At 55.0% G+C, this 19,504-nt stretch carries 28 protein-coding genes; 3 read left to right on the top strand and 25 right to left on the bottom strand.

Going from position 1 to position 19,504, the window contains the following annotated elements; all coding sequences use genetic code 11:
- Positions 1-471 precede the first annotated feature (471 nt).
- Positions 472-702: a helix-turn-helix transcriptional regulator gene (locus KVT38_RS35645; protein ID WP_217597193.1), complete on the top strand. Its 231-nt coding sequence runs from the start codon at positions 472-474 to the stop codon at positions 700-702.
- A 197-nt stretch (positions 703-899) separates the two neighbouring features.
- On the opposite strand, the gene KVT38_RS28755 is transcribed toward KVT38_RS35645, so the two are convergent.
- The 4 genes from KVT38_RS28755 to KVT38_RS28740 all read right to left on the bottom strand — a co-directional run bounded on the left by KVT38_RS28755 (position 900) and on the right by KVT38_RS28740 (position 2,101).
- On the bottom strand, positions 900-1,226 hold the full coding sequence (locus tag KVT38_RS28755) for a hypothetical protein (RefSeq protein WP_217597192.1): 327 nt from the start codon (positions 1,224-1,226) through the stop codon (positions 900-902).
- A complete protein-coding gene (locus KVT38_RS28750) occupies positions 1,223-1,621 on the bottom strand; it encodes a YhjD family protein (protein ID WP_217597191.1) in 399 nt (132 codons plus the stop codon). The genes KVT38_RS28755 and KVT38_RS28750 overlap by 4 nt, the downstream gene beginning before the upstream one ends.
- Entirely contained in the window at positions 1,611-1,814 is a 204-nt protein-coding gene (locus KVT38_RS28745; protein WP_217597190.1) for a hypothetical protein, read from the bottom strand. The genes KVT38_RS28750 and KVT38_RS28745 overlap by 11 nt, the downstream gene beginning before the upstream one ends.
- Before the next feature lie 113 nt (positions 1,815-1,927).
- Positions 1,928-2,101: a hypothetical protein gene (locus KVT38_RS28740; protein ID WP_217597189.1), complete on the bottom strand. Its 174-nt coding sequence runs from the start codon at positions 2,099-2,101 to the stop codon at positions 1,928-1,930.
- 487 nt (positions 2,102-2,588) lie between these two features.
- Between KVT38_RS28740 and KVT38_RS28735 the strand changes: the two genes are divergently transcribed.
- Entirely contained in the window at positions 2,589-2,873 is a 285-nt protein-coding gene (locus tag KVT38_RS28735) for a hypothetical protein (RefSeq protein ID WP_217597188.1), read from the top strand.
- 314 nt (positions 2,874-3,187) lie between these two features.
- Positions 3,188-3,472 carry a hypothetical protein gene (locus KVT38_RS28730; protein WP_217597187.1) on the top strand — a complete coding sequence of 95 codons (285 nt, stop codon included), beginning with the start codon at positions 3,188-3,190 and terminating at the stop codon, positions 3,470-3,472.
- Between the two features lie 34 nt (positions 3,473-3,506).
- Here KVT38_RS28730 and KVT38_RS28725 read toward each other — a convergent pair whose 3' ends face one another.
- The 21 genes from KVT38_RS28725 to KVT38_RS28625 form a co-directional block, all read right to left on the bottom strand.
- Positions 3,507-4,121, bottom strand: a complete 615-nt coding sequence (locus KVT38_RS28725) for a lysozyme (protein WP_217597186.1) — start codon at positions 4,119-4,121, stop codon at positions 3,507-3,509.
- Entirely contained in the window at positions 4,111-4,485 is a 375-nt protein-coding gene (locus tag KVT38_RS28720; protein ID WP_217597185.1) for a hypothetical protein, read from the bottom strand. The genes KVT38_RS28725 and KVT38_RS28720 overlap by 11 nt, the downstream gene beginning before the upstream one ends.
- Positions 4,486-4,496: 11 nt before the next feature.
- On the bottom strand, positions 4,497-4,877 hold the full coding sequence (locus KVT38_RS28715; RefSeq protein ID WP_217597184.1) for a hypothetical protein: 381 nt from the start codon (positions 4,875-4,877) through the stop codon (positions 4,497-4,499).
- A 75-nt stretch (positions 4,878-4,952) separates the two neighbouring features.
- Positions 4,953-5,162 carry a hypothetical protein gene (locus KVT38_RS28710; protein WP_217597183.1) on the bottom strand — a complete coding sequence of 70 codons (210 nt, stop codon included), beginning with the start codon at positions 5,160-5,162 and terminating at the stop codon, positions 4,953-4,955.
- A gap of 47 nt (positions 5,163-5,209) precedes the next feature.
- The gene (locus KVT38_RS28705) at positions 5,210-5,755 is read right to left on the bottom strand and encodes a copper amine oxidase N-terminal domain-containing protein (protein ID WP_217597182.1); all 546 of its coding nucleotides are present in this window, start codon (positions 5,753-5,755) and stop codon (positions 5,210-5,212) included.
- A gap of 47 nt (positions 5,756-5,802) precedes the next feature.
- Positions 5,803-7,725 carry a phage tail spike protein gene (locus KVT38_RS28700; protein ID WP_217597181.1) on the bottom strand — a complete coding sequence of 641 codons (1,923 nt, stop codon included), beginning with the start codon at positions 7,723-7,725 and terminating at the stop codon, positions 5,803-5,805.
- 11 nt (positions 7,726-7,736) lie between these two features.
- Entirely contained in the window at positions 7,737-8,252 is a 516-nt protein-coding gene (locus KVT38_RS28695; protein ID WP_217597180.1) for a phage distal tail protein, read from the bottom strand.
- Between the two features lie 17 nt (positions 8,253-8,269).
- Entirely contained in the window at positions 8,270-8,455 is a 186-nt protein-coding gene (locus KVT38_RS28690; RefSeq protein WP_217597179.1) for a hypothetical protein, read from the bottom strand.
- Position 8,456: 1 nt separating this feature from the next.
- Positions 8,457-8,918, bottom strand: a complete 462-nt coding sequence (locus KVT38_RS28685) for a hypothetical protein (protein WP_217597178.1) — start codon at positions 8,916-8,918, stop codon at positions 8,457-8,459.
- 16 nt (positions 8,919-8,934) lie between these two features.
- Complete coding sequence (locus tag KVT38_RS28680) at positions 8,935-11,664, bottom strand: hypothetical protein (protein WP_217597177.1); 2,730 nt, start codon at positions 11,662-11,664, stop codon at positions 8,935-8,937.
- A gap of 14 nt (positions 11,665-11,678) precedes the next feature.
- Positions 11,679-12,077, bottom strand: coding sequence for a phage tail fiber protein (locus KVT38_RS28675; protein WP_217597176.1), 399 nt, complete (start codon positions 12,075-12,077; stop codon positions 11,679-11,681).
- Positions 12,078-12,089: 12 nt separating this feature from the next.
- The gene (locus KVT38_RS28670) at positions 12,090-12,632 is read right to left on the bottom strand and encodes a distal tail protein Dit (RefSeq protein ID WP_217597175.1); all 543 of its coding nucleotides are present in this window, start codon (positions 12,630-12,632) and stop codon (positions 12,090-12,092) included.
- Positions 12,629-16,351: a hypothetical protein gene (locus KVT38_RS28665; RefSeq protein WP_217597174.1), complete on the bottom strand. Its 3,723-nt coding sequence runs from the start codon at positions 16,349-16,351 to the stop codon at positions 12,629-12,631. Before KVT38_RS28665 ends, KVT38_RS28670 begins: the two co-directional genes overlap by 4 nt.
- 7 nt (positions 16,352-16,358) lie before the next feature.
- Positions 16,359-16,580, bottom strand: coding sequence for a hypothetical protein (locus KVT38_RS28660; RefSeq protein WP_217597173.1), 222 nt, complete (start codon positions 16,578-16,580; stop codon positions 16,359-16,361).
- Positions 16,581-16,609: 29 nt separating this feature from the next.
- A complete protein-coding gene (locus KVT38_RS28655) occupies positions 16,610-17,059 on the bottom strand; it encodes a hypothetical protein (protein ID WP_217597172.1) in 450 nt (149 codons plus the stop codon).
- Positions 17,060-17,112: 53 nt separating this feature from the next.
- Positions 17,113-17,640: a hypothetical protein gene (locus KVT38_RS28650; protein ID WP_217597171.1), complete on the bottom strand. Its 528-nt coding sequence runs from the start codon at positions 17,638-17,640 to the stop codon at positions 17,113-17,115.
- The gene (locus KVT38_RS28645; RefSeq protein ID WP_217597170.1) at positions 17,633-17,812 is read right to left on the bottom strand and encodes a hypothetical protein; all 180 of its coding nucleotides are present in this window, start codon (positions 17,810-17,812) and stop codon (positions 17,633-17,635) included. The genes KVT38_RS28650 and KVT38_RS28645 overlap by 8 nt, the downstream gene beginning before the upstream one ends.
- Positions 17,813-17,822: 10 nt before the next feature.
- Positions 17,823-18,200: a minor capsid protein gene (locus tag KVT38_RS28640; RefSeq protein WP_217597169.1), complete on the bottom strand. Its 378-nt coding sequence runs from the start codon at positions 18,198-18,200 to the stop codon at positions 17,823-17,825.
- The gene (locus KVT38_RS28635; protein ID WP_217597168.1) at positions 18,201-18,605 is read right to left on the bottom strand and encodes a hypothetical protein; all 405 of its coding nucleotides are present in this window, start codon (positions 18,603-18,605) and stop codon (positions 18,201-18,203) included. It abuts the gene before it with no gap.
- Complete coding sequence (locus KVT38_RS28630; protein ID WP_217597167.1) at positions 18,605-18,928, bottom strand: hypothetical protein; 324 nt, start codon at positions 18,926-18,928, stop codon at positions 18,605-18,607. The genes KVT38_RS28635 and KVT38_RS28630 overlap by 1 nt, the downstream gene beginning before the upstream one ends.
- Positions 18,925-19,503: a hypothetical protein gene (locus KVT38_RS28625; RefSeq protein ID WP_217597166.1), complete on the bottom strand. Its 579-nt coding sequence runs from the start codon at positions 19,501-19,503 to the stop codon at positions 18,925-18,927. Before KVT38_RS28625 ends, KVT38_RS28630 begins: the two co-directional genes overlap by 4 nt.
- Between the last annotated feature and the right edge of the window lies 1 nt (position 19,504).

The following is a 19,504-nucleotide window of genomic DNA, read 5'->3' as shown; positions in this document are numbered from 1 at the left end:
GGTGTGCTTCACCGCTGGAAATATATCTACAAAAGAAAGTAAGTGTATATGAGGTAAAAAACCCAATCACAGCGCGGATTCTCGGGCTTTTATAGATAAACAAAGAGAAACTAAAATAAAGTAGAATAATAATTATTTGTGGGCGGTTTGTGGGGAAGTAACGACCCGCCGCCCTATATATCAAGAGCCTTACTGGCGCTCACTCCATCTACGATGCCTTGCCGATAACAGAGGTCGGCGAGCACACTTCGTTTGTTATATAGAGACTCGATCTTTATCAATTTGTCGATCAAGTTCGGGTATTCTCTTTTAATGCTATTGAACACCTGCATAAACTCATCATCGAAAGGTTGCAACCGCTTGGAATAATGCGCCTCCACTTCTGCCGACCTTGAACCTATAAATGACTCCATCGCCCACACTCCTTCGTTATGTTATAATCTGGTCGATAATGGATAAAGGAGAATACACGTGGCTGCGTCCCTGCGTTTGGGGGAGAGCCGGATACCGAATCTTTGCAGACGGGCAAAAATTACGCAAGCAGAACTAGCTAGGCGCCTGGGCATACCGCGACAGACCCTTTACAAGGTAAATAAGCGGATACGGGACCTATCCCTTGAGCAGGCCATCAACGCCGCTTATATCCTTGACTGCAAGGTTGAAGATTTGCATGTGATCGTACACGGTACCCGGACTGAGTAGATTCCTACTCACCTCCCGCAGATGGTGTGACCTCCATGTGTTACAAGCTAATTGTAAACGCAGATATTAGCGCATTTGTGTCGAACTGTGACGAATGTCATCACACAAAATAATCGCACGTTAATTTACATAAAAACTGGTGTATGTTGATATTCTATAGATGCAGCCCCGGATATACCCTCGTCCGAGGCTGTCGCTCATTCAATAAAGACATCGTCGGAACTCCAAAGCAAGCAAGAAATTTCAAGCCCCGGACTTATCTCGCTTTGTTTCACAAATGAATTTTTCATTTCTCCGAAATTGTCGGTCATATACTTTATAATTTCATCCTCAAAGTATGTTCCTTGTACTGAAGTAGATATTACGTAAACATCCCCTTCGAAACTTACTGTTACTCCGTTTCCGCTTTTTGAACTCAGCCAAGAGAAGGAATCCCCTTCCCTTTTTGCAGCTTCGATCAATGCGGCCCTGAGTTCTTCTCCTATCGTGGAGTTCCGGTCAAAGTTCATCCTAAAGTTTCTCATCGTTTTACCATTCCCCTCATCGCCTGGATGATCTGCCCCATATATGTACCTAGCATGATTTTGATCTGCGAACGGGCAGCCTCTTTTGTAATGCCAAACTTGCTGACGTATCCCCGAGCGCTGTATCCCATCCATAAAGCTATATCGTCCTGGTCCATGTCCCAAGTTTTGATCTGGCGCCGGCGTAGCTCATTACGGAGGTCCGCCAGGTCCCCGGTGATGATGTTCATGAGAATTTCCCCGAGTTCTTTCGTAAGCCCCTTGAGGATACTTCCCGACCACTCCGCGTAATTCTTTGCGTTATCGAGCATATCCAGCATATACGGCATGATCAGCACATCTCGAATTATGGTCAGCTCTTCGATTTTGGCGTGACCCTTGTACTCATCCGACATAGGACTTCGCCGGTCGGCATGCAAGGACGCGCTCAACGCTCAATGTGCGCGGCTGCCGTTTGTCGTGGTCAAATACCTTGGCTGTGTCGCCTGCGACGCTGGATACGGTTACACGGCGCTGCGTGATGATGCCTTTGCTATCCTCGTAGATCAATACGACGGTTCGGCCGATGTGCTTATCGAGTTTCATCATGATCGCCTCGATTCGTCATTTATCGAACATTTGTTCTTATATTAATACGAACTAACGTTCTTATCAAGAGAACGTATGTTAGTATTCCCCTTAAAAATAAATAAAGCCCCAGCTCATTGGCCGAGGCTTGCGGAGATTTCTTTTTCGGTAAGGCGATTCACAATGACGCTCACCGTACATTTTTCCTTTTCCGCCTGCTGCTGCAACCATGCCAATAAATGCGGCTCAAAATATATGGCTTCGCGGATTTTTTTTTCTTCCTTTGGCTTCGGAGGTCTTCCTGCCATGCTGCCCACGCTCCCTTTAAAGAGCATTTTACAGCATTTAAAATATTTTAACAATATCTCAAACAACTATTTACACAGCATTTTAAATGCTTTATAATAAGAGGTGTAAGGGAGACGCGATTAGTTCTTCCGGAAAGGAGAACAGGGCATGAAGGATTGGGTAACACTGCTGACCGCCATCATCCAATGCATCACCACAATAACGATGCTGAGGAGTGGCAGAAAGCAAAAAGCCCCCAAACGGCGCGAACGGCGCAAACGTTAAAGGAGGCTCGGAACGGGAAGGCCGGGTAGCATCCGGCCTTCTCTCCCCCAATCTTACCATAAGGCAAAACAAAATAAAACGGAGGGATGCCCGATGAATGAGACCGTCTGGAGCATCATAATAGCCGCCTTATTCCTGTCAGCGCTGGCGCTGGCACAAGTGATTCGGAATCGTCGCAAATAATCGAGGGGCTTCGTCCCCTCCTGGGGAGGATGGTATTCGATGGATCGGTTAGCGGCGTTGTCCGAACGCATCAAGGCGCGTGCTCGAGATGAGAAAGAAGCGGCTCGCTGCCGCAAATATTCGTTGAAGCTTGAAGGTACGACCAATACAAAATCCGGATTCACTGCCAGTGGGAAGCGCGTAGTATTTGAAAGCTGCTTCGGGATGACAGACCAATCAAAATACGGAGCTGGGACGCTGACCGTTGAAGACGGTGGTGAATGGAAGACGGTATTTACGAAAGGCTATCCGTCTAAGGCGCTGGAGTGGATGAGCCAAAACTAACACAGCTCCTTTTGGGGGCTCACGGGGAGGATGAGCAATTCATGGAATTGTCGCCGGAAGAGCGAGCGCTAATTGAGGGTATGCGAGAACATGGAATACAGCCGTCTTTCATCGTTATGGACGCCAAGCGTTGGATGATTCACGTTATTGAAGACAATGAATATGCACGGTTACGAGACAGTCAGTATCATACGATCCTAGAATCAATTCGTCGCACATACACCGCCTGACGAGGCTCCATCGGAAGGGGCCGAAACCTAGCGCCTGATCGGCGCGACGGTCGCGGATATCCGCTAAATTGAGGAGGCTGTCATATGTTCAATTACGAGGAGTTGGCACAGCTCGCCGGTACGTGGTTCGCCGATGTCGTTCGAGACAGAATTCGAAGCCAAGAGGAAGTTCGCACAATCCTGCATTACAGCGTTGAAAAAGACGGCGAGGATATTTCGGTTAATGTCCTGACTGGTTGGAACGGCAAACCTCATTCTCTATGGGTGTTTGCGCATAATCCGGAGTGGGGGAATGAGATTTCTGTCGCTGTAGTTAATGCGGAGCAAGTCGCAGCATTTAATCAATTCGTCAAACGTGCGCAACAATAAAAATCCCGAGAGCCGAAGCTCCCGGGCGGATGGATCAGAGCAGATACAGCTTTTTGGTCTCATTGTCGTATGTGAATGGGACGCCGGCCGCCTTCAGTACGTCTGCGATTGGGGCCACCAGCCGCCCATCTACGATCTCACCGGTCGTGATGACCTCGTTACCGGTCAAGCGAACTATCTTCGGCACGACGGCCGCGCCCGCCGGCTGCGGCGCGCTCACGGCGTCCGGCTTGTTGAATAGTTCCAACTCGGCGGCACGACGGCGCACCAATCCGGGCAACACCTTGCCGCCGCCCTTGTTGTACTCCGGCAGGCTTGCGGCGATCTGTGAAATGGTTCGCCCAAGGCACAACTTCCGAAGGTTACCAGCGCCGCAATTGTAGCAAAACGATACGAGCGCGTCGTACTGGTTCTGGTTGAGCTGCAAATTAAGCTCATTCACGGGTTTCTCATACCGCGCTATGTCTTGAAGGAATATCGCATCGGCCTGCGCCTGTGAGATCGTCATGCCTTGTTTGACATCCGGCCCATAGTGCCCCCATCCGATCGTCCAGTACGGCTCGGTCGGCACCGGCTTATAGGCGGTCAATCGGCAGCCCTCAAATGATTTTATTAGTTCGATGCCGGCTTGCGATATTTTATACCCCATCGCTGGAACCCTCCTTCGGCCTTGTCTCCGTCACTGTGACCGCTTGCGTCGTTGTCTCCGTCGTCGTAGATCCAGGCGGATTAATGACCTTGTTGTGCATCTGGCCCGCCGCCAGCGCCACAAGCAACCCGTTTGCGCCAGACAGGATATAAAGCCGCCAGTCATCCGCAGGTGCGCCCAGCGCGATCTGTGCAAGTACCAGGATGGCCCATCCCACAAGGATGGCATAGACGTCCGTCGGCAGTCCCGGCAGCAGGCGGTCGAGTAGCTTTTTGGTAAAAAGCACGACCAAAAACGTAAAAAGGGTTGCCCCGGTCAAGGTGCCGAGAGCGTCCCAGGTGAAAAGCGTATCCGCGCCAGTCATAGTAAACCTCCTCAGAATAATTTGAGTATCGTAATCCCTAATCCGACTAATGCGATCATGGTCGTTATGATCCAGTTGCGCTCCGTTTTGCGCTTGTCTGCCTGTCGTTCCAAGCGATCGCTTAACGCCGTGACTTCTTTCGTAATTCTGTCATTTGCCGCGCGGACTTCTCCGTCGTAATGGCGGTCAACATCATCAAGGCGCTGCTTATACTCAACAAGGCGATGATGCGCCGACTTGGCTGATTGCATCGCTTCTCGTGCCGTGTCATCGGACTTATCCAGCCTTTCCACCAATCTGTCAATGCTCGTGGACATCTTGCCCATAGCTTCGGCGGTGTGCTCGCTCGTGACCTTCAACCGCTCCACCACCACGGATAAGTTATTAATCACTTCTGTCTCTCCCAGCTCGTCCACCCCCACACAAAAAAATTAAGAGCCCGCCGAATAGCGAACCATATTTGCCGATTATTCCTTTGCTTCGATCTCCGTTTCTTCCTGAGGCGATTGCTTCTTCTTGAATTGCTCGAGGGCATCATCCACGTCGCTGCGGATGGCCGTCAGTATTTTAACCTCATTGCCTGGATGCGCGCGGAGATATGCGACAATCAAGTTCCCGACTTCGGCTACTGGTTGAGTCGGGTCTGCTTCGAGCTGCCAAACATTATTAACCTTCATAGGTATCCTCCTAAAATAAAGAGCCCGCCGAATGGCGGACCCTTGGGTTATTGGTTTTGAAGTTGTTGAAGCTGCGCTTCGAGCTGGGCCTTTTCTGCGGTCAGCTTTGCAATTGCTTCTTCCGCGTACCGAATCGAATCAAGTTGAATCTTATAATTACTTTCTTGGTACCCTTGTTTCTTGTAAAGCTCGATTTCGCTTTCCCAATGGGCCTTATCATCTTGGCTCGATTTTAACCATTTGTCGACTTCTCCCAAACGCGATTTAATCTGTTCCTCGCTCATCCCTGCGTTAGTCGGAGTTGGAGTGGCGGTGGCCGTGGGAGAAGGTGTAGTGGACGACGTCGGTTGCTCCTGTTTACTCAAGTTAATTTTTCCTCCCGACAGGTCTATTCCCAACCCGAGAGCTTCGGAAAGGGAACGAACCGGCAAATAACTGCTGTTATTGATAATCGCCGCTTGCCCTATGGCTTTTCCGTACAACGTGACATCCTTTGTTCCGGCCACCTTAGAACCTGCCAACGATGCGGCCCCCGCCTGAATTCCAAACATGAGGGCCGCGCCGATCAACATGCCAACAATAATTTTGCGCATATGAATCGCTCCTAATTGTGGTATTTTGTCGCAAGTATATACCACATTTAGGAGATTGTATATGATCCTGTATAACCATCGTAGGCATTGAATGTAATCGCGGTTCCGTCTGCCTTTCTTAATTGCGTGCCGTCGGGTATTCCGTGATTGTGCGCGGCAATGTTGGTGAGCGATAGGCTAAACGTCTTGGAGGCGGACATTTTACCGTCGAGGGCCGATTGCAGCGTACCGCCGCCCCCAGAAGCAACTAGATTGCTCCATCCTCCCGCGATTGTAATTCCGCTCGGAGCCTGAAGCGTAAGTCCATTCGTGGCGCCCATAAAAACATTGGGGCCATTCATCAGTAAGTTGAATGTCGTGGTGCCGTCATAATCGAATTGAATGCCTGGCCCGCTCCCCCACAACGGATTAATGCTGATATACCGGCTATCCGTGTAAAACGCTCGCAGCAGGGCCGACGTATTGCTGAACTCGATCCGACTGCCGCTTGCTGCCGTCCGAATGAGCGCGCCCGTGATGGTCCCGCCGTCAATGTTCGTCCCGTTGATATAAACGCCGAAGATAGAGCCGGCCGTCACCGTCCCCAGATCCGCGGATATGGCGGACAGGTTATTGACGACGATCTGTTCGGCTTGAATGAAGCCCGTGTAAATCCCCGCGCTTGTCAGAAGGGTCGTCTTCCCGTTCCAGTTTGTCGCCCCCGCGACTTGTGAATCTGGTAGGCCGCCGCCGATCTGGATGGCACCGCCCGACACCCACATGCCATAGATGCCCGGCCCGATCTGTCCGAGCCGCACCCGCTCCACGTTGTGGTCGTCCGTCACCTTTAGCCCCAAGCCATCGACGAGGGTGAGGCTGTCGTCGTACTTCACGCCCTTGAGCACGGCGTTCCGGGAAGTGTACGATATCGCCTTTTTACTGCCGACCGTCGCCTGAAAGATATAATCGGCGGTCGTGAGCTGCCGGAAGTTCGAAAGGACGACGCTGCCACTTCGCTTTTCGAATGGATAGCGCTCGAACTCCTGCACGCGAGCGTCGAAGCTGTAGCCGAGCACGTCGTCCCGGACCGTCACCGTATCGCCGGCGCCGCGTATGCGCTCCGCCCGGAAGTCGGGATCGACCTTCTCCAGCTGTACGAAGTCGACGTCGTAGGATACATTAGGCTGCTCGTACTTGGCGAGATACTTCTGCATTTCCTGTAGCAGTTTGCCTTGATCGTCGATGTCTGCGAACTCAACTTTCCCCATCTTCGGCCGCGCCGGATCGAAGTACGGCGAATCGATATACTTCACCGTGCGCCCACCGTATCCCTCGATTGTGAGTCCGTCTTTGCCGTAGCCATACAGGCGCGTGATTTGCTCCATGTTATGGCTATTCCGCTTGATGCCTTTCATATTATGCTTGTACCGGACCCGGGCGCCATAGTTTCCGCCGGCGCGCGTCGTGAGTGTGATCTCGTAATTGTCGAGGTACAGCTCGGCATTGTACAGCGTGCGGAGCTGCTGCAGCAAATTGATCCTCTTGTCCTCGCCCCACTCCCAAACGTCTTGTGCGGCGAATGCGCCCTCGACCGCAAAGGTATACGGCGTGTCTGCTCCCAGGATGCCCAACATCTCCTCGATCGTCTTGGCTGCGGCAAAGTCGATATAGGAGTCGAGGAAATAGTCGCCAAGGCTGAACGCGACGTGATGCGCCTCCACGAGCTTGTACATTTTGAGCCCGTCGCGTACTTCCTGGACGCTGCGGATTCGGAAGCGCTGGCCGCGCTCGACGTCGGACGGGAATGCGACATCGTTGTCCTCGACTAGCGTGTCGTATCGCTCGTCGCCTTCCTCGCGCGGATAAGTAAAGGTTACATAATATTCGCCGTTCAGGACTTCGCGAACGCGGACGTTGAACGCATTCGCGAGAATCCCGAGCCGGCCGGCGCTCGTCCAAATTTCAAGGCGGCTGCGCTTGTCGTCTCTCATAGGCTCATCCCTTAAACGTATTTGTCGCGGTAGACAATCCGCATCTGCAGCGTTCTTCCGCTCGCCGTGTCGGTGTAGACGATGTTATTCGTACCGGGCGAGAGCTGGAAAAACTCACCGTCATATCCGATCATCGTCCCATTTTTAGTGACGCGAAGTTTGTGCGCGTCGATGATGATCTTTTCGCCTGGCGCGAACGTATTGGTGATAGATATCTCCTCGATATGGTAGCGCCCTCCGTTGGCTTTGAGGTCCGCATTTCCCTCCAGCAACGCTGACGTTAACCGCGTCCGCTGCATGGCGGCCGTCATGTCGCCGTTTGCCGCCAACTCCGCAATGACGCCAATGATCTGCCGCAGTCCGGCAGCGGATAGATCACCGTCGCCAGCCAAGGCGACGGTCGCCAAGTGTATGCCGTTGCTTTTCGCGGACATATCTCCGTCCCCGGATAGCGACACCGAAAAGACGATTTCCTTGGAGGCAGGACGATTAAACGTCTCCTGCCCGAATGCAGTCCGGTTGAACATTCAATCGCCCCCTCCTCTTATTCCCCTTCAGGTGCCGCCGGCGCGATGTCCGGACGCTTGGCGTAAATCTCAGCGAGGACGAGCTCGCGGTCATCTGCTGCAAGGTTGTAGCTATCGACAACGTCGGTGATCTCACGCTCGCCGCCGTTGTAGCGCGTAATGCAGGCGTTGGCGATGATCCGAATTTTGTACATGGGCATCATGTTAAATCCCTCCTGTAAAGAGATCCGCGAGCGCGAGCTCGAGGTCTGCAAGTCGTTGTTCCGTAGGATCGATCGGCTGCGGTTTGTGTAGTGCGTCAATCTCCGCTTGCGTCAATCCCTCCACCCAAAACGCCGGCGCCTCTGGAAGCGTCAGCACAGGCGCGTCGCCGCGTGTCTCCTCGTCCTCCTGAGACCAGTCCGAGTACGCCTGTGCGTAGGAAAGCCGCGCCTCCATGACGGCCGTTTGATACCCGTCATATGCTGAAAAGTCCCATCGGGGCTGATATAGCCCTTCAGGGACTCGCTCGGCAATCGAATAACCGACGATAATTTCCGTTGGTTGGCCGCCCTCTTCTTCCGGCGCTCGATCCTCGTAAAGAGGCATCACCCCGGTTCGATCGTCAGTCACGATGATCGACTCAATGATACGACCCTCTAAGTCAACGATATGAGCTTCCTTCACGTTCGTTATCCCTCCTTTACTGAGTAGCCAAGAACGGCACCGCCGCTAAACTTGTCCAACTTGTTGAACTACCCGAATCGATGATGACTCGGCCATCAGTCGATATGATAAGTGATCCAAATGCAAGATTGGAGTTTACAGAAACACGGACCGGAGAATCAGGCCTGTAACCTGCCGGCAACGTAAACGCCGCCTGTCCGATCGCCCCAGACTTTATGAGCCCACGCATGAACACATATCCGCGATCATCTTTGTAGTATCCCGCGACCGTCTCCCCGCTGCCGTAGTTCACCCATCCGTTGACCAACGTCGGAGCAATCCATTGTGGCTGTTGCTTACCAGCCTTCTGCGTTTGGAGTACGCTTACCTCGCGCTTGAGATCAGTCACGGCCCGCGTAACGTCGTCTAAATCCTCTTTGATGTTCGGGGCGTAGTCGGCCGAGATGGACTGCGGTGCGATTCCGAGCGAATACGTGTCGAGCGCTAAGTACGTAACTGCATATGGGGCGGCAGCATCAAATCTTGACGGTAAGATGGACGCTGCAACATTTCCGTACACATCAACGCCCGACCAAGTAGACCACAAGGCGTCGAAGCGATCGGATCGGTATATACCGACGAATTTGGCGACTCGATATTTTAGCGCTGATCCTGTCGTCTTGTTGTTGATGTCCCAATTGGTGCCAAGTGTTGGTTTAGCAGCCTCACGCACAACAATCCCCGTCCCGACCTCGATCTGATTACCGCCTTCATGCATGACGAGATCGCCTTCGTAGTTAACCGGCTCGTCCGCACTGGATGCGAGCTGGTAGATGAGACGATACGGCGTATAACCCGACGCAGGTCCAAGCGCCACGGTCGCCGCGCCGAAAGCCGCAGGAGATCCGACAAGATTAACCCATGCTTTGGTGCCAGTCCCGTTATAGTTGTAGGTGGTGCTGCTTTGCGCTCCTGCTGGTGTACCGGTGTCGCTGTTGTACATCTTGTAACCATAAAAATACGCCGCGATCTCCGCAGCGCTTGGCGTGTAGGCGTCGCCCCAGCCGGAATCGGCGGCAGCGATGGATAAAACCAAAGGATTAGCTGCGTTGGTCCAATAAGCCAGGTCACTTGATGTAAACCCGGTGGACCAATTTTTAAGCAAGGTTCCGCTGTATTTAACAACGACTTGGGAATTGGCGACACCTCCGCTTACGCTTACCTGCACGCCTTTGAAACCCGTTCCGCTTGTGTTGTAAGACCAAACGAGTGCCCCGTCCAACACCATTTCCCGCCATCTCCGCGTCACCCTCGGCTTACCCTCTCCATCCGTATACAGGCTATCTGCTACGGTGCCGTCTACGTTGCTGGCGAGTTGTGGGTTCGGCAGGTACATGTAGGATCCGCGCTTGGGTTCGAACGTTGCCGGCATTGCAGATGCATCTCCGACAACAAGTATCGGATTATTAAATGTGTACGTACCCGCCGTGTTTGAATATAGATTTAGGTATAACAGTGTCGTAGCTGCATCAGTTGTAAAAGTGATCGTAGCAGTCGATGATTGATTTTGAATAACTGAGAAACTAGAACTAGCTTTAGTCGGAGTGAGATTCCATCTTACATTGCTGTCCCCTAGTACCTCGACCCGGATAGTATAAGTCGTGTTGGGTAGCAAGTTGATTGGGTAAGATGAATGGCCCCCCGGCGCTGTATTTACGAGAGTTAGACTGTTTGCTCCTTTAATTGTCGCGCCAGAAGCAATTGTCCAATCAGAAGATGAAAACGAATCAATCAGATTCTTCCCGGCGTTCTGCACATACACCGCATTAGTATGCTTGGCATCGTCTACATACGGCCACTTAGCGGCGACTTGGGCGGCGGTCATACTGTCGATGGCGGTGGAATCGGCCGAGCTGATTTCGTAGAGACGCAATTCGTCGAAGTAAACGACCATCGTGCCTGATCCGTTTGGACCGAATAGCAGTCTAAAACCGGTTCCGACGAGCGTGTTAGCTGTCGGTACTTTCAAGTAAATAAACTGCCAAGATCCTACCTTCGATGTATCCGGGCTCACGTTGTACCGCGCCGTAGATGTGCCTACATCCCGCAGGCTTAGGCTAATTGTTCCACTCGTGTAGGATTCGATATAAACCCAAGCGCCGATGAGATATTGCTTTGTGGTATCAAGTGGGTAAGTGTAATCCTTCGTGGCTATGGCTGCGCTACTTGAAGCCGTGAATTTTATTGAGTTAAGTCCGCTCCGCACCTGAGTGGTAGATAATGCCGCCGTCCCCGTAATTGCAAACGGAGTCAGGCTCTCACACCCTCCATCCCGCCCCAACAGATTAACCAACGTCCGCCCCTTGATATCCTTGATACGGAGACGGGAGCGTCTATTAGCGATGATGTTTTGTAAGCCGGGGGATAGGGTGACGGGCGTTGGATCGGCCGCAGCCAGATCCTGCAAATTGTTGCGTGCCGCATCCCAATCTGCAGCCGTGAATAGCCGGGCAACCTTGACACCGGTCGTCCATGCCTTCGCCGTGCCTTGATAGCCGCGTGTAACGCCAGTCAAGGTGTTGCCTGTCTTGCCAGTATAAAGGATTGTCTCGGCTGTCTCGTCGCTTCCGATCGTCGCGAGGTTAGGCGCAGGCGGCAGCTTGGATGCGTCCGTTACCGGAACCGTTGTCTGTGCGGCGTCGATTCCTGCCGACAACTCCGTTTGTGGGCTGTTGACCATTGCCGGGTACATCGTTTGCTGTGTCACGAATGGTCACCGCCTTAATAGAGATTTGGGGCGATCGAGTTCGCCAAGTGTTTGAAAATATCGCCCGTCAGGATGCTGCGAGGATTGTCCAACGCCCCGTAATACAGAAGGTTCCCGCCTGTCGCTGCATCTCGGAGACCGACGTGCGTAATGTTTCCCCAGTCCGCTGTAGCCGTGGGGAATGTGATGTCAGCGCTGTTCTTGACCGTCTGTTTGCCGCTGACGGCTGCTGGCGCTGCGAATGTGACCGCTTGACGCGCATAGCTGCCTCCGCTTACCTCCGTGCCCGTGTCGGCGGCCGTCGGATTCGAGGTGTACAGGGCGACATACACCGTCGTCGGCCGAGTGTAGTTGGTATTCCTGAATACTTGATTCAGCAGGGCTGTCGCGAGGAAGTTACTGATATTCGCCATGATGGCACGCTCCTATTCAAGTTGATATTCGATCGATAGCTTAAACTGATTGATCGTGGTCGAGCCGGCATTCGTGATCTCGATCAGCGTCTCCGCTGGCTCTGTCCCGTCCGATAGGATTTGAATGGTCGTTGGCGACGTCGTAATGATCGGCGAGAGGATCTGCTCCGGACCATAAGCGAAAGGGTCCGTACATTTGAGCGTGATCTCCATCGTGCCGTACCTGCCGATCTGATCCGACCCCAGCTTCCCGGCAAGCTTGGCGAAGTAAGTGCGCTCGGGCATGTCATCGAAGACGACCGCGCCGGCCGCCAACGTCGGTTTGAACCAGTTATAAATGCGCTCCCGCTGCCGCTCGAAGGGTTCGTCGGTTTCGACGATGTCGAGCGACAGGTCAATCTGACGTTTTCCATAGTCGGTGCCGTAATCGAAAGCGCCCGGCGCGCCCGCGACCTCATCCTCGTACTCTCGGAGGTCCGGCGAGTTTACGCGGTATGAAAGCAGGTTGACGCCCATTTCCGAACAATGTCGCCCGCGATAGGTAAATCCGTTCATCCTCCCGCACCTCCCGCCATCGTTTTCCGCAGCACTTCCGACGCGGCGTTCCCGCCGGTCCGCTCGTAAGCCTTCATATCGACGCCGTCTTCGATGACTGCCTCGTTCACTTCGACGCCGACAAGACGTTCGATATGCACCTGCGGAGCGCCGGAGCCTACCAGGCTACCGACCTGCTTCGGCGTCAGGACCGGCTCGCCTTGCTGCAAGATCGCCGCCACCTCGCCAGGAAGCAACATGTCCGGCTGCGAGAAGTTCATAATGCCCGCGATCCCGCCAGTGTGGTATAGAGGAACGCCGTTCTTCATCCATCGCCCGGTAGCTGCATTGTAGGTCGCGCCGAGCTGCGCCCCGAGCTTCTGGTTCGCCTCTTGGAGACTCGCCCGCTCCGCTGCCGACGCTGTCTTCCACGCCTGCGAATTGGCGACCATCTGATCAATGACGGATAACGCGCCCTGCGATCCCGCTGCAGACGGAAGCGACGCGATATCCGCCTTGAGTTTCGCCATTTCTTCCTTGATCTTGGCGTTCGTGGAGATAAATGACTGCAAGCGCTCGTCATCCGCGAGCTTGTACAGCGCCGTGAGGTCGCCGGTCAGGTCGCCCGTCGCCGCCTTTAGGTCGTCATACCAGGACTCGACGTCCTTCTTTTGCTTGTCGATCGCATCGAGCTTTTGGTCCCGCTCATCCTCAAGCGCCGACTTCTGGTCCTCGATGTCCATTTGCCGCAGCTTCTCTTGAAGGTCGAGAAATGTCTTTTGCCCCTTCTCACTTGTGGCGAATCGGTATTTCTCCATCTCCGCAACCAGATCGTTTCGCTCGCGAAGGCGCTCCTTGTCGTCAATCGCTTGCTCCTGGTCGTCGTAGAACTTCTGGATCGCCGCCCGGCGCTCGTCGAGCGCATCGAGTTCGGCACTTTTTTGCTTATCAATTGCATCGATCGAGGCCTTGACGGCGTCCTTTGCCGCTTTTTCCCGTGCTTCTGCCGCGTCCTTTTCCGCCTTGTCCGTCGCCTTCATAATCGATAGTTTGGCGTTATACACCTGCGTGTCGGCCTGCTTATAAAAATCCGAGTCCTTCGCGTAACGGTTGCGGACCCGCGTCCAGGCGTCCAGCTTCATGCGAGTGATTTCGTCCTCGGACTCCCCGGCGAGCGTCATGCGGCGCTCTTCCTGCTCGATCCACTCTTGCGAGGCTTCGAAACGCGCTTTGGTCTCCTCGTCCAACTTCTTTTTATTTTCCTCGGCTTTCTTCTTGGCGTCGGCGGCCATTTGGTCTTGAAGTTTCCTAATTCTCACCTCGACGTCCATGCGGATTTCGCCGTTTTTCTTGTACCGATCCGCGAGCCGCTGCAAAGACTCAAGCTCCTGCTTTTCGCTCATCTGGTTCAGATCTCGTTTGTACTGGATGTATTTGAGCGATTCCTGGTATTGCTCCTGCTGGATCTGTTCGGCCGTTTTCTCCTTCTTCTCCTTGCCCTTCTTTTTGTCGGGATCTGTCGGGCTGGAAGGTGTATCGAAAAACTTGTCGAGCGTGCCTGAAGTGATGGCGGATATCTGCTTGTCGATGTCGTTGATAAGCAATTGGTATTTGTTCGCGTTATCCTGGGCCTTGGCGGCCACTCCGCGGAGTACGAAGTCGCCCGCGATGTCGATGGCCTTGCCGAGTGCGCCGGGGAGCTTGCTGCCGACCTGTGTCTCGGTGAAATCGGCGCCGGCTGCGCTCATGAGCCCCGCGACTTGCGCCTTCGCAAGCTTGAGCTTGCCCTCCGTCTCCGCCCGCCAAGCCTCTAGCCGCTGCTTCGATGCGCTCGTCGTTGCCGCGATGGAATCCTTTTCTGCCTGAATGAGATCACCGAGCAGGTCCGTATTCCGGATATGCCAGCGACCCTCTTCGTCCAGCTGCGATTGAAGCCCGGGATATTCCTGAGTTAATTGCTTCACGACCTGCGTCAACTGCGCTTTTTGCTCGGCTGATAGCTTTGTTTGGCGATCCAACTGCTCGTATTGCTTCTTGAGCTGCGTCACGCTGTCGATGTGTTTGATCGATGCGGCCGCGTCTCGCAGGTTTGCCTCTTCCAGCTTCACGAGTGCCGGAATGGAGGCATCGAGCTGCGCCTTCAGGTCGCGCAGCACATTCGGCGCATCTTCCGGCGTGTTGATGCCGAGTTGGGATAGCTGGCCGTCCAACTCTTTCAGCTTTCCTTGGACGTCGCCCACCTGCCGATTCAGATTGTTCAGCGTTCCATTGTCGCCGGCGGCTTGTGCGCCGCGCTGCTTGTTTTGCAGATCGCTCAGTTGCTTTTCGAGATCGGTCCTCGTCTTTAGCAGCTCGTTGACTTTGTCGATGTCAGCTTGCAGCTTTTGGACGTCTTCGGTCGAACGGTCGAGCGGCGATTCGCTCAATTTTTTGTTCAGCTCGTCCTGATTCTGCGCGAACTGCCAAACGGATTCGGATGCGGCGTCCGCGGCGGCCTTATAGGCCGTCACGCCGATTGCGACGGCGGCAATACCGGCGATCGCCCAACCGATCGGCCCCATAGCGATATTAAGGGTTAAGAACGCCACACGCAGGGCCGCGATGAAACCGATCAACGACGTAACGACGGCAATAAGACCGGAAACCGCGACGGTTGCCGCTGCCATTCCCGCAACAACGTCCTTGTGCTCCTCGGCCCAAGCCGCAAAGTCTTTGACGAGCGGCATGATCGTGTCGATCAGTTTCGCCAGAACCGGCAGAAATGCCTCGCCCAATTCAGCGCGCGCGGTCGCTATCGTTTGGTTGAACTGCGCCTGCTTGCCGTTGTAGCCCTCCATTGCCGTCGCCGCGTTGCCCGCGAAGATCGCGCCGTCCTGCATGAACCCGTTGTATGCAGCCTGAATTTTCTGCGCGTCCGTCAGCTTGCCTTGTGTCGTGCCGATCGACTTGGCATAACGGTCGTACATGACGCTCAGATTCGTCGTCACGCCCACGGCGTCAGTCAGGGTGCTATTCCCCTGCTTGATGCCCTGAAGCGTCACAACGACCGCCTCGCCCCATCCATAATGCGCTTGACGGTTATACGCCGCGGCGTCGCCCAAGCGCATGATGAGGTCTCGCGTTTGCTCGAGATTGAGGCCCGAGGCAAGCGCCGTTTTGACGGCTTCAGAGGCTTCGGCCACGCTCATGAAGCCCTTGCTCGCCAGCTCCTCGACAAGCCCCGTCGATTTCTCCACGTTGACGTTCAGCGCCTTGGATACCTGGATAAGCCCTTGATAGGAGTTCGCCATACCATTCGCTTCGTTGGCAAGGCTCTTGATCGTCCGGACAAGTCCGGTCAGCACACCGGCAGCCCCGACGGCCGTCAGCGCGGCATGAAGCGCGTCCACCTTGTTTTCCGCCTTGTCCGTCTCGTCCTTGACTTCGGTCATCTTGGCTTTAAGCTTCGCGATCTGGTCGTCCGTGGCGCCGACACGGCGCAGCTGGGCTTCGAGGTGTTTGAGCTGCTGCTCGAGGACGTCCGGCCGCATATTGCGCAGCTCTTCTTGGACCTTGCGAACCTCTTTCCCGCTCAATCCGAGATCATAGAGCGACCGAGTGATCTGCTTGAAGTCCTGGTTCACGCGGCGCGCTTCGTTGGCGGATTCATTCAGGCTTTGCTTGGCCTTCTGGAGCCCCTGAGTGAATCCGCTCGCGTCCAGCTCCATTCGCGCTTTAATCGCCCCGACTTCGGTTGCCATTGATCAATCACCCCTCTGTCATCCGCCGGCGCAGCTTGTCGAGGGCCGCGCGGTCGAATTGATTGTCGTCTTCCTCGGCGAGCGACTTCGATAGGCGCTCGTAATACGCTTTGTAGCCTTCGTCATCCATGCCGCGATTGCCGGCCGCGAGTAGAATCGTCAACCGCTCGAACGCTGCTCCGCGCTCCTGCAGCCCCTTTTTATGCAGCAGCATGGGCAGGTCGACCATGTAATAGCCATCTTCGAGCTCTCGCTGCGTTACGCCGAGTCGGAGGGCGCAGTCGAGGAGCCATTCGGAGAGGCTAACGGATCGTTGGCCGCGCCCGGCGCCTTCCACTTCCCGAGCGCGGCGCGGAACTTTTTTGCGGCGTCCTGCAGGTTGTTCTTGCTTGCCGTCCGGGTCAGGAACTCAATCAGCTCGTCGTGGGTGACGTTGTCTTCGATCCATTCCGGCTCCAGCTCCGTCAATACAGCCGTCAAGCGTACGATTTCGTCCAGTGTCATGCCGAGCGACGCGACGACGGTCGCCGTGAAGTCCGCCGTTCTCCGGGCGGCAAGCACGTTGATTATGATCATCGGAAGCGATTCGATGTGTTCGAAAAGGAGTTTCCATTTGGCGATTGTGAGTTTCGGAATAGCGACCTGCTTGCCGCCGAATTGTATGTAATCCGCCGCGGCGGCCTTGTTTGCGCGATTAAATTTGAACACGGTTATCCCTCCAGGGAGTGGAATAAGAAAGGAGCCCCGAAGGGCTCCGTCGATTAAGCGTCCGGATCGCCGAAGCCGATCAGGCGGCCGGTGTCGTCCGGGAATGCGGTGAATGTGATGTTCGTAACGAGTTCGCTTTCGAAGTTGTAGCGGTAGCTCAAGTTAACCTGCGGCGCCGCCTTGAAAAGCGTCACCGTGTCGTCAGGCGTCGATCCCTCGGCCAACGGCTCGATGCGCACTTCCTTCGCGACCGTCAGCAGGTCGATGACCTTGTCGGCGAAGACGTCGACGCGCTTCTTGGTTGGTGCGGTTCCATTTGTTACCGTAACGGCTCCGGCAATTACTTGCTGCAGGCGCGCGTTATCCTTCTCGAGCGCCGGTACTTCGACGGTCGCCGACCGGCCGGTGATGATGCGCTTGATCGGCGTGGATCCGTACTGGTCCGCGTTCACGTCCCGCGTCGTTTCGGTGTATGTCAGGACGACACCGCCCTGCGTGAGCTCGATAACGATCTCCGTCGGAGCCTCCGGGTCAAATGTTACCTTGCACGGACCGAGTTTTACCTTCGTCAAATCAGGCATTTTCTTCGTCCTCCTTCACAATTTGAATACTTCCCGCTTCCTCGAGGGCGGCGGCCACCGTAGGTGAGCAGGAAAACGTATCGCCAGCGCGCTTCAGGTCGGGTTGTTTACCTGTCCCGAGGTTGACGGCGTGCCTAGGCAATACCTGGACGGTTTGCTTCTTGGCGGTCATATACCTCACCTCACGATTGCATGATAAGGTCAAAATTGACGCTATATATCGGGCGGCCGTTTTCGTCCTGCCCGAGATAAAACGGCGTGGACTGGTCTGCGGTACAATGTACGACACGCTGCGTACCGACCTTAAACTCGGTCAGGTTGTGCAGCTCGGACAAGAGCGACCATGCGATAGACTCGGCTGCACCGTCACCCTTCGGCTTCCCCCGCACAAGGACCTGAAATGACGGCTGTACTTTGTTGCTCCACTGGTCCGGCGCGGCGCCTCCGGTGATGCGGACGATGGCCGCGCCGTCCGGGTGATCCGTCCGGAACTCGTTTCCGTAATAGGGATACGGCACGATCGGCTTTAGCCAGTTGATGAGGTCGACTGTCGTCAGCATCTACCGCAGCTCCTTCCGGATCTCGTCGATTATCATTTGTTCATAGCGCCGGCGCTTGGCCTTGAGGGGCCGCGACAAGAACTTCGGGCCGGTTCCCGGCTTGCTCGGATTTACGATTCTCGGCATTTCGTGGAGGTGCAAGGCGTAGTCGAATTTCCATCCGCTCTTGCTCGTCGAAATGGCCGAATAGCGAACCTCCCCCGTAACCCTCGTTCCTTCGATTTTAACCTCAAAAGTCGAATGGCTTCGCAGGTCTCCGGTCAGGATCGGGGCAAGGTGAACCGAATCCCAATGCAGATCTTCGACCGCTTTTTCCACGCCACGAGCGACCGCCTTTTGAACTCGCTCATTCGCGAAGTCCATCCCCTTGAAGATTTCAGCCAGATCAAACGATACGCCATCCATCAGCAATTCACCGCCAGCAGTACCGGCAAACCGATGTTGTTCCGCAGCAGCTCAACGGAGATCGGACTGCGCCGCGAGATGACGCCGGCGCCGGACTTGTATTCGATCTCATCCGTATGCGGCACGGTCGCCCAGGCTGGGAAATAAAATTGCACCGAGGAGACAACTTCCTCGCCGCGCGAATCCTTAACGACCTTGCTTGTCTCGTCAATCCGGCAAGGCAGTGTCTCTGTCTCGCCGTCCGGCACATTGCCGAATGGGTCGATGTCGTCCGGGTCCGTGCTCTTGCGGATGACCGTGGCCCGGTCAGGAAAATACATCATACCCGGTCCCTCCTCGTATACGGCGAGAGTAGCGCCTCAACGACCGGTGGAAGTCCGCCGGGCCGCCCTTTGGAGTATGTGACCGAATAGGAGTTACCCAGGCGTTCGGAGTCCTTGCCCCACTCGCCGGCGTAGATCATGCGAGCCAGGACGATCGCCGCGCGCTCGATCGGCGTCGGCAGCGGCGCAGGTGCCGGGTCTACGCCGTCGGGGGGAGTCGCGCCGGGCAGCAGATAGCCCGCCGTCAGCGTCACGACAACGTTGCGATCGCCGCTCGCCCACCCGCCCGAGCGGTAAAGCATGCCGGCGGATGCCGCGACCTCGAACCCTTCTGCATCCGCGCCGCCTACCTTCACGCCGGAAACGGAGTGGACCGGGAACGAGCGAAGGCGCTGGTATTTGGTGCCGCTGCCGTCCAGTGTCTCAACTCGCTGGCTATATCCCAATTCACACCCGATCTCCTGTTCAATCCTGGTCGAAGCAACGGAAAGGACGGCAGACAACTCCTCGTCCTGGTCCACGATCGCGGCTGGGATGAGCAGCGCCCGCTTGAAGGCATCGAGTGTCGCGAGCATG

This window comes from Cohnella sp. GbtcB17, from assembly GCF_019091135.1.
Lineage (GTDB): Bacteria > Bacillota > Bacilli > Paenibacillales > Paenibacillaceae > Cohnella.
The sequence above is the reverse complement of the archived record's forward strand: the minus strand, read 5'-3'. Positions and strand labels throughout refer to the sequence as shown.

Excerpts from the sequence above, each read along its gene's own strand:
- KVT38_RS28755 (WP_217597192.1), bottom strand. The coding sequence starts at position 1,226 with ATGAGAAACTTTAGGATGAACTTTGACCGGAACTCCACGATAGGAGAA.
- KVT38_RS28750 (WP_217597191.1), bottom strand. The coding sequence starts at position 1,621 with ATGTCGGATGAGTACAAGGGTCACGCCAAAATCGAAGAGCTGACCATA.
- KVT38_RS28745 (WP_217597190.1), bottom strand. The coding sequence starts at position 1,814 with ATGATGAAACTCGATAAGCACATCGGCCGAACCGTCGTATTGATCTAC.
- KVT38_RS28740 (WP_217597189.1), bottom strand. The coding sequence starts at position 2,101 with ATGGCAGGAAGACCTCCGAAGCCAAAGGAAGAAAAAAAAATCCGCGAA.
- KVT38_RS28735 (WP_217597188.1), top strand. The coding sequence starts at position 2,589 with ATGGATCGGTTAGCGGCGTTGTCCGAACGCATCAAGGCGCGTGCTCGA.
- KVT38_RS28730 (WP_217597187.1), top strand. The coding sequence starts at position 3,188 with ATGTTCAATTACGAGGAGTTGGCACAGCTCGCCGGTACGTGGTTCGCC.
- KVT38_RS28725 (WP_217597186.1), bottom strand. The coding sequence starts at position 4,121 with ATGGGGTATAAAATATCGCAAGCCGGCATCGAACTAATAAAATCATTT.
- KVT38_RS28720 (WP_217597185.1), bottom strand. The coding sequence starts at position 4,485 with ATGACTGGCGCGGATACGCTTTTCACCTGGGACGCTCTCGGCACCTTG.
- KVT38_RS28710 (WP_217597183.1), bottom strand. The coding sequence starts at position 5,162 with ATGAAGGTTAATAATGTTTGGCAGCTCGAAGCAGACCCGACTCAACCA.
- KVT38_RS28705 (WP_217597182.1), bottom strand. The coding sequence starts at position 5,755 with ATGCGCAAAATTATTGTTGGCATGTTGATCGGCGCGGCCCTCATGTTT.
- KVT38_RS28700 (WP_217597181.1), bottom strand. The coding sequence starts at position 7,725 with ATGAGAGACGACAAGCGCAGCCGCCTTGAAATTTGGACGAGCGCCGGC.
- KVT38_RS28695 (WP_217597180.1), bottom strand. The coding sequence starts at position 8,252 with ATGTTCAACCGGACTGCATTCGGGCAGGAGACGTTTAATCGTCCTGCC.
- KVT38_RS28690 (WP_217597179.1), bottom strand. The coding sequence starts at position 8,455 with ATGATGCCCATGTACAAAATTCGGATCATCGCCAACGCCTGCATTACG.
- KVT38_RS28675 (WP_217597176.1), bottom strand. The coding sequence starts at position 12,077 with ATGGCGAATATCAGTAACTTCCTCGCGACAGCCCTGCTGAATCAAGTA.
- KVT38_RS28670 (WP_217597175.1), bottom strand. The coding sequence starts at position 12,632 with ATGAACGGATTTACCTATCGCGGGCGACATTGTTCGGAAATGGGCGTC.
- KVT38_RS28665 (WP_217597174.1), bottom strand. The coding sequence starts at position 16,351 with ATGGCAACCGAAGTCGGGGCGATTAAAGCGCGAATGGAGCTGGACGCG.
- KVT38_RS28660 (WP_217597173.1), bottom strand. The coding sequence starts at position 16,580 with ATGGTCGACCTGCCCATGCTGCTGCATAAAAAGGGGCTGCAGGAGCGC.
- KVT38_RS28650 (WP_217597171.1), bottom strand. The coding sequence starts at position 17,640 with ATGCCTGATTTGACGAAGGTAAAACTCGGTCCGTGCAAGGTAACATTT.
- KVT38_RS28645 (WP_217597170.1), bottom strand. The coding sequence starts at position 17,812 with ATGACCGCCAAGAAGCAAACCGTCCAGGTATTGCCTAGGCACGCCGTC.
- KVT38_RS28640 (WP_217597169.1), bottom strand. The coding sequence starts at position 18,200 with ATGCTGACGACAGTCGACCTCATCAACTGGCTAAAGCCGATCGTGCCG.
- KVT38_RS28635 (WP_217597168.1), bottom strand. The coding sequence starts at position 18,605 with ATGGATGGCGTATCGTTTGATCTGGCTGAAATCTTCAAGGGGATGGAC.
- KVT38_RS28630 (WP_217597167.1), bottom strand. The coding sequence starts at position 18,928 with ATGATGTATTTTCCTGACCGGGCCACGGTCATCCGCAAGAGCACGGAC.
- KVT38_RS28625 (WP_217597166.1), bottom strand. The coding sequence starts at position 19,503 with ATGCTCGCGACACTCGATGCCTTCAAGCGGGCGCTGCTCATCCCAGCC.